The organism is Neoroseomonas alkaliterrae (genome assembly GCF_014199195.1).
Lineage (GTDB): Bacteria > Pseudomonadota > Alphaproteobacteria > Acetobacterales > Acetobacteraceae > Neoroseomonas > Neoroseomonas alkaliterrae.
The window spans coordinates 135,939-148,847 of sequence record NZ_JACIJE010000001.1 but is presented as its reverse complement, the minus strand read 5'-3'; the positions used below and the strand labels follow the sequence as shown (position 1 = coordinate 148,847).

At 72.4% G+C, this 12,909-nt stretch carries 10 protein-coding genes and 1 tRNA gene; 5 read left to right on the top strand and 6 right to left on the bottom strand.

What is annotated here, in order from left to right; genetic code table 11:
* The first annotated feature begins 47 nt into the window (after window positions 1–47).
* From xseA to yddG, 4 genes are all read left to right on the top strand, one after another.
* Window positions 48–1,496 carry an exodeoxyribonuclease VII large subunit gene (gene xseA / locus FHS88_RS00720; protein WP_184480308.1) on the top strand — a complete coding sequence of 483 codons (1,449 nt, stop codon included), beginning with the start codon at window positions 48–50 and terminating at the stop codon, window positions 1,494–1,496.
* Between the two features lie 287 nt (window positions 1,497–1,783).
* Window positions 1,784–2,488, top strand: coding sequence for a M23 family metallopeptidase (locus FHS88_RS00715; protein ID WP_338146316.1), 705 nt, complete (start codon window positions 1,784–1,786; stop codon window positions 2,486–2,488).
* Window positions 2,485–3,090 carry an SAM-dependent methyltransferase gene (locus tag FHS88_RS00710; RefSeq protein WP_184480306.1) on the top strand — a complete coding sequence of 202 codons (606 nt, stop codon included), beginning with the start codon at window positions 2,485–2,487 and terminating at the stop codon, window positions 3,088–3,090. Before FHS88_RS00715 ends, FHS88_RS00710 begins: the two co-directional genes overlap by 4 nt.
* Window positions 3,091–3,147: 57 nt before the next feature.
* On the top strand, window positions 3,148–4,011 hold the full coding sequence (yddG, locus tag FHS88_RS00705) for an aromatic amino acid exporter YddG (RefSeq protein ID WP_211842577.1): 864 nt from the start codon (window positions 3,148–3,150) through the stop codon (window positions 4,009–4,011).
* On the opposite strand, the gene FHS88_RS00700 is transcribed toward yddG, so the two are convergent.
* From FHS88_RS00700 to FHS88_RS00690, 3 genes are read right to left on the bottom strand one after another with little or no spacing between them, the layout of a single operon-like run.
* Window positions 3,992–4,678 carry an ATP-binding cassette domain-containing protein gene (locus FHS88_RS00700; protein WP_184480304.1) on the bottom strand — a complete coding sequence of 229 codons (687 nt, stop codon included), beginning with the start codon at window positions 4,676–4,678 and terminating at the stop codon, window positions 3,992–3,994. The genes yddG and FHS88_RS00700 overlap by 20 nt on opposite strands.
* The gene (locus FHS88_RS00695; RefSeq protein ID WP_184480302.1) at window positions 4,675–5,919 is read right to left on the bottom strand and encodes an ABC transporter permease; all 1,245 of its coding nucleotides are present in this window, start codon (window positions 5,917–5,919) and stop codon (window positions 4,675–4,677) included. Before FHS88_RS00695 ends, FHS88_RS00700 begins: the two co-directional genes overlap by 4 nt.
* Complete coding sequence (locus FHS88_RS00690; RefSeq protein WP_184480300.1) at window positions 5,916–6,839, bottom strand: efflux RND transporter periplasmic adaptor subunit; 924 nt, start codon at window positions 6,837–6,839, stop codon at window positions 5,916–5,918. Before FHS88_RS00690 ends, FHS88_RS00695 begins: the two co-directional genes overlap by 4 nt.
* A gap of 191 nt (window positions 6,840–7,030) precedes the next feature.
* On the opposite strand from FHS88_RS00690, the gene FHS88_RS00685 reads away from it, so the two are divergent.
* Window positions 7,031–7,105: transfer RNA gene (locus tag FHS88_RS00685), tRNA-Thr, on the top strand.
* A 352-nt stretch (window positions 7,106–7,457) separates the two neighbouring features.
* Here the strand turns inward: FHS88_RS00685 and gyrB are convergent.
* From gyrB to FHS88_RS00670, 3 genes are all read right to left on the bottom strand, one after another.
* A complete protein-coding gene (gyrB, locus tag FHS88_RS00680; RefSeq protein ID WP_184480298.1) occupies window positions 7,458–9,884 on the bottom strand; it encodes a DNA topoisomerase (ATP-hydrolyzing) subunit B in 2,427 nt (808 codons plus the stop codon).
* Window positions 9,885–9,949: 65 nt separating this feature from the next.
* A complete protein-coding gene (gene recF / locus FHS88_RS00675; RefSeq protein ID WP_184480296.1) occupies window positions 9,950–11,095 on the bottom strand; it encodes a DNA replication/repair protein RecF in 1,146 nt (381 codons plus the stop codon).
* 11 nt (window positions 11,096–11,106) lie between these two features.
* Window positions 11,107–12,900: a sulfatase-like hydrolase/transferase gene (locus FHS88_RS00670; RefSeq protein ID WP_184480294.1), complete on the bottom strand. Its 1,794-nt coding sequence runs from the start codon at window positions 12,898–12,900 to the stop codon at window positions 11,107–11,109.
* Between the last annotated feature and the right edge of the window lie 9 nt (window positions 12,901–12,909).

Sequence of the window (12,909 nt, the reverse complement as noted above, 5' to 3'; positions counted from 1 at the left end):
AAGCCCGCACCCTTCTGAAAGCGGGCGGCTTAGCATAGGGTGCGGCCATGGACACCCCGGCGGCGAGCAACATCCCGGAATACGGCGTCTCGGACCTCGCGGGCGCGATCCGGCGCACGCTGGAAGGCGCCTTCGGCCGCGTGCGCGTGCGCGGCGAGATCACCGAGATGAAGCGGTATCCCTCGGGTCACATCTACCTGTCCCTGAAGGACGCCGATGCGAAGATCGAGGCGGTGATCTGGAAATCCGCCGTCCGCAACCTCGGCACCCTGCCGGAGAACGGCGTCGAGATGATCGCGACGGGCCGCATCTCCACCTATGCCGACCGCTCGAAGTACCAGCTCGTCATCGAGCGACTGGAGTATGCCGGCGAGGGCGCGCTGCTCGCGCGCATCGAGGCGCTGCGCAAGCGCCTGCTTGCCGAGGGCCTGTTCGAGGAGGCGCGCAAGAGGCCGCTGCCGCGCCTGCCCGCCGTGATCGGCGTGGTGACGAGCGAGAAGGGCGCCGTCATCCAGGACATCCGCACCACCATCGCCCGCCGCTTCCCGCGCCGCATCCTGCTGTGGCCGGTCATGGTCCAGGGCCAGGGCGCGGCCGAACAGGTCGCCGCCGCCATCCGCGGCTTCGACGCCATCGCCCCGGGCGGGCTGGTGCCGCGGCCCGATGTGTTGATCGTCGCGCGCGGCGGCGGCTCGCTCGAGGACCTGATGGCCTTCAACGAGGAGATCGTCGTCCGCGCCGCCGCCGCCTGTTCGATCCCGCTGATCAGCGCGGTGGGGCACGAGACCGATACGACGCTGATCGACTTCGCCGCCGACCGGCGAGCGCCGACGCCGACCGCGGCGGCGGAACTCGCCGTGCCGGCGCGCGTCGAACTGCAGGCCGCCCTCGCCCAGACCGGCGCGCGGCTGGCCCAGGCCGCGGCCGGGGCGCTGAATGCCGCGCGGCTGCGCCTGCTGCGCGCCGAGCGCGGCCTGCCGGACGTGCCGGCGCGGATCGCGCAGTCGCGCCAGCGTCTCGACGACATCGGGGAGAGGCTGCCGCGGGCGCTCGCCTCGCTCCTGGCCGCGCGGCGGCAGGCGCTCGCCGCGCTGCGCGTGCCGCATCCGCGCGAAGGCATCCTCGCGCGACGGGCGGCCGTGCAGGCGCTGGCGCTGCGGCTCGGCGCGGCCTGGGGGCGGCAGCGCGATGCGTGGGCGTCCTCGCCGGCGCTGGCGCGGTTCTCGCCTGCGCCGGTGCTCGCGCTGGTGCGGCAGCGGCGGGCCGTGCTGGAGGGCCTCTCGGCGCGGCTCGATAGCGCCTCCTACCAATCGGTGCTGGCGCGCGGCTTCGCGCTGGTGCGCGACGCGGAGGGCCATGCCGTGACCGCGGCCGCGCGTGTGGCGCCCGGGCAGCCGCTGCGCCTGACCTTCGCGGATGGGGAGGTGCGCGCCCATGCCGAAGGCGCGCCGCCGCGAAGGAAGGGACAGGCGCCGGGACAGGGGTCGCTGCTGTGACGGAGACGCGCGATCGGAGAGGGGCTTCGCCCCTCTCCGCACCTCACCCCACCAAAGGCCGCAGGGCCTTTGGAAACCGTGACATCGCGCAGGATGGCCCGGCGGGCGCGCCATCCGTCCTGGGTCCTGGTGTCCAGAGGCCTTTCGGCCTCTGGCGGGGTGGCGCGGAGGGGCAGCGCCCCTCCGCAGTATCACGCCGCGCCATCCTCGCCGCGCCGGCCCTGCTGCTCGCCCGCCCCGCCTCGGCGCTGGCGATCCCTGAGCGCGGCCTCGCCCAGGGCGGCTTCGTGCTCGGCCGCGCCGCGCCCGGCACGCGGCTCGCGCTCGATGGCCGCGCGGTGCGCGTCGCGGCGGATGGCGCCTTCGCCTTCGGCTTCGGGCGCGACCACGCGGCCAGCGCCACGCTCTCCGTCACGCATGCGGACAACCGGCGGGAGGAGAAGCGCCTCGCCATCGCGCGCCGCCAGTGGCGCGAGCAGCGGATCGACGGCCTGCCGCCCGCGCAGGTCGAGCCGGATGCGGAGACGCTGCGGCGCATCCTGCGCGAACGCGAGCGCCTTGCCGCCGTGCGCGCGACGGATTCGGCGCTGACCGGCTTCGCGCAGGGCTTCGTCGCGCCGGCGACGGGCCGCATCTCCGGCGTCTTCGGCAGCCGGCGCATCCTCAACGGGCAGCCGCGCCAGCCGCATTACGGGCTCGACTTCGCCGTCCCGACCGGCACGCCGCTGCTCGCGGCCGCGGCGGGCCGCGTGACGCTCGCGGATTCCTTCCACTTCTTCGGCGACCTTCTGGTGATCGACCACGGCCATGGCGTGAACACGCTCTACGCGCATCTCTCGCGCATCGAGGTGCGGGAGGGGCAGATGGTGGCGCGCGGCGAGCGCGTCGCGCTGTCCGGCGCCACGGGCCGCGTGACGGGGCCGCATCTGCATTTCTCGCTGTCCTGGTACCAGACCTGGCTCGACCCCCAGCCCGTGGTGCTGCCGGCATGAGCACATCCCTCGCCTGGGACGAACGCTACGCCAGTGGCGAGTTCGTGTTCGGCGAGGCGCCGAACCTCTTCCTGCTCGGCCAGGCGCACCGGCTGCGACCGGGGATGCGCGCCCTGGCGGTGGGCGACGGGGAGGGGCGCAACGGCGTGTGGCTGGCGCAGCAGGGCCTCGTCACCACGTCGCTGGACTGGTCCGCGGTGGGGCTGGCCAAGGCGCGCGCCCTGGCCGAGGCGCGTGGCGTCGCGCTCGCCACCGTCACCGCCGACCTCACGCGCTGGGAATGGCCGGTGGCGGGCTTCGACGTCATCGCCTGGATCTTCGTGCACCTCCCGCCCGCGGACCGCGCCATCGCCTGCGAGGGCGTGCTGCGCGCGCTCGCGCCGGGTGGCCTGCTGCTGATGGAATGCTTCACGCCGGCGCAGGAGGGGCGGCGCAGCGGCGGCCCGAAGGACCCCGCGCTGCTGTGGTCGCGCGCGCTGGTCGAGCAGCATTTCGGAGGGCTCGAGGTGCTCGAACTGCTCGAGGGCACGGTGCTGCTGGATGAAGGCCCGCGCCATCAGGGTGCGGCGGAGGTGGTGCGTGCCGTCCTGCGCCGGCGCTGACGCGCATACCGCGCCGCGGCGGGGCGGCTAGGGACGGCGCCGTCCGGACGGATCGTCATGAACACCGCCACCCTGGCCGGCTGCGGCGCGCTGCTGCTGTGGGCCTTCCTCGCGCTGCTGGCGCGGCTCGCCGCCGGCGTGCCGCCGCTGCAACTGACGGCGCTGGCCTTCGCCACGGGCGGCGCGATCGCGCTCGGCGTCGTCGCGGCGCAGGGCAGGCTGCGACTGCTGCGTCAGGGGCCGCTCGCCTGGGCGCATGGCGTGGGCGGGCTGTTCGGCTACCACGCGCTGTACTTCGCCGCGCTGGCGCTGGCCCCGGCGGTGGAGGCGAACCTGCTGAACTATCTCTGGCCGCTGCTGATCGTGCTGCTGTCGGGCCCGATCCTCGGCCTCGCGCTCGGGCCGCGGCGCCTTGCCGGCGTCGGGCTCGGCTTCGCGGGCTGCGCGCTGCTCGTGGGCGCGGGTGCCTCCTTCCCGCCCGGCGCGGCATGGGGCTTCGCCAGCGCGATCGGCTGCGCCGTCGTCTGGGCGGTGTATTCGGTGACCTCGAAGCGCATGGCCGCGGTGCCGACCGAAGCGCTGGCCGGCTTCTGCCTCGCCACCGCGCTGCTCGCCGCGTTCGCGCATGCGCTCTTCGAGACGACCGTCGCTCCCGATGCGCGGCAGTGGCTCGCGGTGCTGCTGCTCGGCGCCGGGCCGCTCGGCGCGGCGTTCTTCCTGTGGGATGCCGGCATGAAGCGCGGCGACCCGCGGCTGCTCGGCACGCTGGCCTATGCGACGCCGGTCGCCTCGACACTGCTGCTGGTGCTTGCTGGGGAGGGCGCACTGGACGGGCGCGTGGCGCTGGCGGCGCTGCTCGTGGCCGGTGGCGGGCTGCTCGCCGCGACCGCGCGCGATCCGGTCAGCCCGTCTCGTCGCTGACCACGCGCCCGTCCACGAGGTGGATGCGGCGCGTGGCGCGCTGGGCGAGTTCGGCATCGTGGGTGACGACGATCACCGCGCGCCCTTCCTCCAGCGCGAGGCGTGCGAAGATGTCGAACACGGCGGCCGCGTTCCGCGTATCGAGATTGCCGGTCGGCTCGTCGGCCATCAGCAGCACGGGATCGTTCGCGAGCGCGCGGGCGATCGCGACGCGCTGGCGCATCCCGCCCGAGAGCTGCTCCGGCATCTTCGCCGCGGCCTCGGCGAGGCCGAGCGAGCCGAGCAGCGCGAGCGCGCGGGCCTTTGCCTGGGCGGGCGGCAGAGCGCCCAGCCGGCGGATGGGGATCAACACATTGTCGCGCGCCGAGAACTCCGGCAGAAGGAAGTGGAACTGGAAGACGAAGCCGAGCCGCGCGAGCCGCAGCGCGGCGAGCTCCGGCGGCGCGAGGGTCGCCGTATCGCGCCCTTCGAGCAGGATGCGTCCCGCGCTTGGCCGGTCGAGCAGGCCGAGCAGATAGAGCAGCGACGACTTGCCCGAGCCCGAGGGGCCGGTGATGGCGACGAACTCCCCGCGCCCGATGCTCAGCGAGATGTCGGAGACCAGGGTGACGCCTTCGGGCAGGGTCCGCGTCACGCCCTCCGCGACGAGGAGCGGCGCCTCGCTCACGCCGCGCCGCGCACGATCTGCACGGGGTCGAGCCGCGCGGCGCGACGCGCCGGAATGACCGCCGCGAGCGCGGCCGAGGCCACGGCGAAGAAGGAGGCGACGGCGAAGATCCGCCAGTCCCGCGCCAGGAGGAAGCGATCGTTGCCCGCCGGGGTCTCGGTGCGGAAGCGCACCTGCGCGAGCGCCTCGATCATCACCTGCCCGAGCAGGCAGCCGAGAATCGCGCCGAGCAGCCCCGCGATGATGCCCTGCACAAGGAACAGCCTCTGCACATCCCCTTCCGTGAAGCCGAGAGACTTCAGGATGGCGATGTCGCGCGTCTTCTCGAACACCACGGTCGAGATGATGTTGTAGATGCCGAAGGCCGCGACCAGCAGGATGGCGCCAGTCACGCTGTACATGATGGCGTTCTGGATCACGAACACGGTCAGGATATTGCGGTTCTGCTCCTCCCAGGATTCCGTGCGGTCGCCGAAGCGGGCCTCGATCTCGCGCGCGAGCGGCTCGGCGCGCGTCACGTCGTTCAGGCGCAGCAGGATCTGGTTCACGACGTTCGGCCGGTCCTGCAGGATCTGGTTGACCTTCAGCAGCGTGTATCCGGCGGAGAGATCGAGGCTCACCAGGCCCGTGTGGAACAGCCCGACCACCTTCATCTGCAGCGAGACGCCGCGCGGCGAGACGGCGACGACCGTATCGCCCAGCTGCACCCCGAGCCGCTGCGCCAGCGCCGCCCCGATGATCAGCCCGTTGGCCGCTGCGCGCAGGTCCTCGAGCCGGCCCTGCAGCATGTCCTTCTCGAGATTGGCGACCCGGCGGTAGCGGTCGGGCTCGATGCCCGTGACGGTGATGGTCACGTCGCGCGAGCCGAAGCGCAGCAGCGCCGCGCCGGTGAGGATGGGCGCGACAGCGGCGCCGGGGATCGCCTCGAGCATCGCGATCTTCTCGCCGGCCGAGCGGATCCCGCGCACGCGCTCGCGCGGCTTGACGTTGTTGATGGCGACCGCGCCTTCCGGGATGGCGAGCTCGGCCGCCTGGGGCAGCGGGTTGCGCGTCTCGTCCTTCAGGACGATGTGCGGCTGCACATCAATCACCTGCTGGATGAAGTAGGTCTGGAAGCCCCGCATCAGCGACGCGATGGCGATGAAGAAGGCAACGCCGAGGGCGACGCCGAGCACGCTCACGAGCGTCTGCCGCCGCCGGCGCGAAAGCATCCCGCGCGCGAGGTCGAGAATGAGCCTCATGGCCTGAGGCGCACCGCCTGGCCGTCCGCGAGGCCGGTGGGCGGGTCGAGCACCACGGCCTCCCCGCGCGCGAGGCCGTGCCGCACCTCGACCGCGCGCGGGCCTTCGATGCCGAGCTCGACCGTGCGCCGCTCGACCACCTGCTGGCGCACCACGAAGACGCGCCCGTCGCGCACCGCAGCGGGCGGCACCAGCACGGCATCCTCAGTCCTGCGCAGGACGATGTTCGCCTCGACCGTCATGCCGATGAGCAGCGGCGTGTCCTCCGGCAGGGCGAGGCGCACGCGGTAGGCCTTGCGCGTCGCATCGCCCTTCGGCGTGATCTGCGCGACGGTCGCAGTCAGCACGCGGCCGGGGAAGGCGTCCGCGCGCAGCAGCACGTCCTGTCCTTCGCGCACCTGGGCGATGTCCTCCTCGTCCACCTCGGCGGTGACGCGCAGCGGGCGCGGCTCGCCGATCCAGAACAGCGCGGCGGGGGTGTCCACGACCTCGCCGACCTCGGCGTCGCGGCGCAGCACGAGGCCGTCTGCGGGCGCGCGCACCACGTAGTCGTCCAGGCGCCGGCGGGCGGCCTCGGCTGCCGCGCGCACCGCGCGGGCCTCGGCCTCGGCGCGGTCGAGGCTGGCGCGCGCGGCGATGTCGCGCGCGACCAGGGTGCGGATGCGCGCCAGTTCCTCCTCGGCAAACCTCGCGCGGGCCTCGGCCTCCTCGACGCGATGGACGGCTTCGCGGTTGTCGAGCCGCGCCATGGCCTGGCCTTCGCTCACGCGCTGGCCTTCCTCGACCAGAACCTCCGTGATGCGGGCGCGGAGCGAGGGGCCGACCTTCGCCCAATGGACCGGCTCGACGCTGCCCGTGGCGTAGACGGCGCGCAGCGCCGGCCCCTGCGTGGCCATCGCGATGGCGACCGCGGGGGGCATGGTCCACCAGATCCATCCCCCCGCCGCGAGCAAGGGGACCAGAAGGAGCAACAGGACGCGCCGACGCATGGTGCGGCATGGATAGCACGGACCGGCGCTCCTGCGGCCGGGAATGCGCTGCCGGGTTGCGGCGCGGCCGCCCTGCGGCTAGAAGGCGCCGCCCAAGCGCGCGCAGCGGCGCGGCGGCAGGGGCCGGCATAGCTCAGCGGTAGAGCAACTGATTCGTAATCAGTAGGTCCGCGGTTCAAATCCGCGTGCCGGCACCATGTTGCCCCACGGTTTCAGCATGCTGTGGCTGGGGGGCGGCCGCAGGCGCTGTGCCACGAGGCCTTCCCGTCCGGAGCGGTGCCTCGGCCTTCCCTGCGCCAGGCGGCGAGCGGCTGGGCACGTTGCTGTTCTGCGACGGCTCTTGCCGAGCGCCACAACGGCGCAAGGCCCATCGGGTCAGCCTCCAGCAACCCCGGAAAGACCCTCAGCGGCGGTCTCCGCCTCCCCGCCTCGTGCCCCAGGGATCGCGCTGGCCACGGTCAGACCTTCGCCAGCGTCGGGTCGGCTGCCTGGCCGACGACCGTGGCAGTCAGCCCCTGATCCCCATCGCGCGCGAGGGACCACCCCGCCTCACACGTCCAGGTTCGCAACCTTCTGCGCATTGCCCACGATGAACTCGCGCCGCGGCTCGACAAGGTCGCCCATCAGCGTGGAGAAGACCTGCTCGGCATCCTCCACATCCTCGATGCGGACCTTGAGCAGCGTGCGCGCCGCAGGGTCGAGCGTCGTCTTCCAGAGCTGGTCTGGGTTCATCTCGCCAAGCCCCTTGAAGCGCTGGATGGCGAGGCCCTTGCGCCCCTCGGCGATCAGCCGCTCGAAGGCCTGTAGCGGGCCATGCGCATGGAACTCGCTGCTGCCCAGCACCAGGATGGCGGGCGCGGCGCCGAAATCGCGGGCAAGCCTTTCGCGGCGCTCGTCGAGCCAGCGGGCCTCGGTGCTGCGCAAGGCGGTGGCATCGAGCGAATGCCGCTCCGCGACGCCGCGCACGGTTCGCGCGAGCGTCAGGCCGCCTTCGCCGGTGCTCGCCACCCAGCCGCGTTCATTCACCGGCGCCAGCGCATTGAGGCGCGCCGCGAGCGCCTGCGCCGCCGCCGTGGCGCGATCGGCTTCGAGCGTCAGCGCGCCCACGACTGCGGCCTGCTCAACGATCGCGTCCGGCACCTGGCCGGAGAGACGGCGGATGCGCGCCGAGGCCTGGCGAAGGAACTCCTGCTCCGCCCGCAGCGCCTCGCCGCTCAGCAGCCGCTCGTCGGCGAAGCGCAGCGAGGCCCCCGCGAGGGCCTTCTCGATCAGGAAGTCCTCCAGCGCGCGGTCGTCCTTGAGGTAGCGCTCCTCGTTGCCGCGCTTGGCGCGGTAGAGCGGCGGCTGGGCGATGTAGAGATGCCCGCGCGCGATCAGCTCGGGCATCTGGCGGAAGAAGAAGGTCAGCAGCAGCGTGCGGATGTGCGAGCCGTCCACATCCGCGTCGGTCATGATGACGATGCGGTGGTAGCGCAGCTTGCCGATGTCGAAGCCGCCCTCGCTGGCATCGCCGCGGCCGATGCCGGTGCCGAGCGCGGTGATCAGCGTGCCGATCTCGGCGCTGGAGAGCATGCGGTCGAAACGCGCGCGCTCGACATTCAGGATCTTGCCCTTGAGCGGCAGGATGGCCTGGAAGGCGCGGTCGCGTCCCTGCTTGGCGGACCCGCCGGCCGAATCGCCCTCGACGATGAACAGCTCCGACTTCGCCGGGTCGCGCTCCTGGCAATCGGCGAGCTTGCCGGGCAGGGAGGAGACGTCGAGGACGCCCTTGCGCCGCGTCAGCTCGCGCGCCTTGCGCGCCGCCTCGCGCGCCGCGGCCGCATCGAGGATCTTGCCGACGACGTCCTTCGCCTCCTTCGGATGCGTCTCGAACCAGTGGGTCAGCGCGTCGGCCACGGCGGCATGCACCACCGGCTGCACTTCCGAGGAGACGAGCTTCTCCTTCGTCTGGCTGCTGAACTTCGGGTCCGGCACCTTGACGGACAGGACGGCGGTCAGCCCCTCGCGCATGTCCTCCCCGGCGAGGGCCACCTTGTCCTTCTTCGCCAGGCCCTCGGCCACCTTGCCGAGCACGCGCGTCAACGCCTGCCGGAAGCCCGCGAGATGCGTGCCGCCATCGCGCTGCGGGATGTTGTTGGTGAAGCAGAGCATCGTCTCGTGGTAGGAATCCGTCCAGCGCAGCGCCAGTTCCACGCGGATTCCGTCCTGCTCCTTCGGCACGACGCTGATCGGCTGGGCGAAGAGCGGCGTCTTGCCCTTGTCGAGCCACTCGACGAAGGCGATGAGGCCGCCGTCGAAGTGGAACACGGTCTCCTGCACCTCGGCATGGCGCTCGTCGCGCAGCGTGATGCGCAGCCCCGAGTTCAGGAAGGCCAGTTCGCGCAGGCGGCGTTCCAGCACGGCGAAGTCGAACTCCGTGCGCGTGAAGGTCAGGGCCGAGGGCTTGAACGTCACCTCGGTCCCGGTCGGGTGGTCGGAGGGGCCGACCACCGTGCAGGGCTGGACCGTCTCGCCGTGCTCGAAGCGCAGGAAATGCTCCCGGCCGTCGCGCCAGATGCGCACCTCCATCCATTCGGAGAGCGCGTTGACCACCGCGGCGCCGACGCCGTGCAGACCGCCCGAGACCTTGTAGGAATTCTGGTTGAACTTGCCGCCGGCATGCAGCCGCGTGAGCACCACCTCGGCCGCGCTCACGCCCTCCTCCGGATGGATGTCCACCGGGATGCCGCGCCCGTCGTCGCGCACGGTGACGCTGCCGTCGCCGTTCAGCGTGACGTGGCAGGCGGTGGCATAGCCGGCCTGCGCCTCGTCCACGGCGTTGTCGATGATCTCGAAGGCCATGTGATGCAGGCCCGAGCCGTCGTCGGTGTCGCCGATATACATGCCGGGCCGCTTCCGCACGGCCTCGAGGCCGCGCAGGACGGTGATGGAGGCGCTGTCGTAGGCGTCGGATTCGGGACGCGCGGGCTCGCTCATGCGGCGCGCTCACTCCTGTCTGGAGGGGGGCGGAAAGGAGCCCTGAATATAGGCTTTTCCGGCCCTCAGCGCGACCCGGTTTCGCCTTCGGGGATGAGCTTTCCGTCCGCCGCGCGGAACATCGCCGCGATGCCCGCGAGCGGGCGGAAAACCTCGGCCTCCGTGCCGGTCAGGAAGCTCTGCGCCGGCAGCGCGGCGAGGGCGGCGAACAGCGCCTCCCGCCGCGCCTGGTCGAGATGCGCGGCGACCTCGTCCAGCAGCAGCAGCGGGGCGAATCCGCGCGCATAGGCGATCAGCGCCGCATGGGCCAGGACCACCGAGACCAGCAGCGCCTTCTGCTCCCCGGTCGAGCACAATTCCGCGGGCTGGTCCTTGGGCAGGTGCACGAGCGTCATGTCGGCCCGGTGGGCGCCGCGCGCCGCCCCCCCGGCCGCGGCATCGCGCCGGCGGTCGGCCGCAAGGCCCTCGCGCAGCGCGTCCTCGACCGCCAGGGCCGGCCGGTCGGCCAGCGCCGCCGCGATCGGGCAGAGCAGGTCCATCCGCGCCGCCGGGAAGGCGCCGCCGGTGGCCGCCGCCGCCATCGCCGCGTTCAGTCGCAGCGTCAGCGCCCGCCGCGTCGCGGCGGCGGCGACGGCGTGACGCGCCATCGCATCCTCGAGCGCGGCGAGCCAGCGCGGCTCCGCCCGCCCCTCCGCCAGCAGCCGGTTGCGCTGCGCCATCGCATTGTCGTGCGCGGCGACGTCGCGCGCATGGGCAGGCTCCAGCGCCCAGGCGAGGCGGTCGAGGAAGCGCCGGCGTCCCGCCGCCCCCTCCTGGAACAGGCGGTCCATCTGCGGCGTCAGCCAGACCGCGGCGACGCGGTCGGCCAGTTCGGCCTGCACGCGCACCGGCTGCCCGTCGAGGCGGAAGGCGCGCCGCTCGGAGGCGCCCTCCGGGTCCGAGCCCGTGCCGATGTCGAAAACCCCATTCGGCGACGTGAAGCGGCCGGCCACCGCCCAGGGGCGCGCGACACCGTCCACGCGCCGGCCGAGCTCCGCCATCCGCGCCCCGCGCAGGCCGCGGCCGGGCCCGAGCAGCGAGATCGCCTCGAGCAGGTTGGTCTTGCCCGCGCCGTTCTCGCCGGCGATGGCGACGACCGGCGCGTCGAAGCGCGCCTCGAGCGCAGCCCAGGAGCGGAAGTCGGTAAGGCGCAGGCGGGTGAGGCGGAGCATCGCGTGCCGCGTCAGGGCGAGAGGAGGCGCAGCAGGCCCGCGGCCAGGGAGGCTGCCTTTTCCCTCAGCGCGCTGCAGGCGGCGGCATCGTCGGCTTCGGGAGCGCCGGTCTGGCGCCTGCAGGTCAAATCCGCACCTCGATCCGTCGCCAAGCCGAGCACCGCCCCGTCGAGCGGCCGGATACGCAGCGCCGCGCCGTGCTGGCAGGTTGTGTGACGGCAATGCGCACCGGCTGACAGCAGATCCAGGATGAGATCCGGTACGCCCCAGGCAGGCAGCCGTCCAACCGCCACCATGCGATCCCCGTCGAGAACCAGGAGTGGCGTTTCGTGGAGCAAGGCGCTGTGGGCTGTCCGCACGCCGGCGGGCGGCATGCGCCCGCCAAGCCGATAGCCGGCAAAGTTGGCGCCGAGCGGCGGGTTGTGGTCGCCCAGGATCACGATGAGCGCCGCGGGATCGTCGTTGCGGATCGTCGCGACGTGCTCTTCGACGGCGAGGGCGTTGTAGTGCGCGGCGTTCGCCCAATCTCGGATGAGTGCATCCTCGGGTGTCGGGCTGATGCGATCCGGGCGGCGGGCCCTGTCGCGATCATAGGGAAAGTGCCCGGCATTTATGAATGTGTAGGCAAAGACGGGCCGTGCCGGCTCACGCGCCCGGACGCGCCCTATCGCTTGGCGCATCTGAGCCAGCGTGGAGCTGGCCGACAGCCAGATCCCGTCCAGGTCGCTCATGTCAAGATCATCGGCGAACAGGGCGGGCGCGAATCCTACCGCTCGGAAAGCGTTGCTCGCGCGGAAGAAGGCTCCGGAGCTCGGCACGATTGAGATCGCAGCATGGCCCCGTGCAGCCAGCAGGCGTGGCAGGCAAGCCAGCTCCGCCCCCGTGCCGATGCGCATGAAGGTGACGCCCGCCGCGCCCCCGGCGGCGGGGAGTCCACACAGAACCTCGAACTCCGTGTCGGAGGAGCGGTTGCCGAAGACCGGCACGACCGCCGTGCTGAGCGAATCGGACCGCCAGCGGCCGAACAGGGGCGACAGCGGCTCCGGTGGCCACGAAAAGCCCGTCAACCAGAGCGGATCGATCAGGCTCTCGACGACGATGACGTGCAGGTTGCGCGCATCGAGGGGCACCACCAGCCGGTCACGGAGCAGCGGTGCCGTCGGCACGTCGAGCACCGCCCGCCGCATCGCCCGTTCCTCGGCAGCATCCTGCGCGGCCGTGACGAAGTGGCCGTAGAAGGGAAAATCCGAAACGCGGTGAGGCAGCAATCCTAAGCCGCGGTCAACCCAGCGTCCGCCATGCGGCAGAACCAGGATTGCCGCGCCGAGACCGGCGAGCCCAAGTCCGGGAAGCACCCAGGCGCGCAGGGCGCTCCGGTCAATTCTCATGTTCGCGAGAAACGCGAGGAGGACAACGCCGAAGGTGAGGTCGGTGAGTAGCGCCTGCCGCGGTTCGAGCGTGCGACGGAGATCCAGCAGCAGTGCCGCATCGCTGAACAGCGCCGACCGTCCGAGCATGACGAACTTGGCGGACGAGGCGGCGAGCATGACGAGGGGGACCGCGGCCGCAAGCAGCACGCCGAGGAGGTTCGGACGCTGAAGCGCGCGGATCGCGAGCGCGACGAGCAGCGCCAGAGGGATGTCCAGGCCGAAGAACAGCAGTGCGATGATCGTCGGCGGCCAGCTTCCAAGATGTGCGGCAAACAGCCAGTCGCCGATGACGACCGCGCCGGCGGCAATCACGAGGACAAGGAGGCCACCGTAGGCGCCACGCCGATCAGCAGCCTGACCGCCTCCCTTGCTCATGCCGAAAAG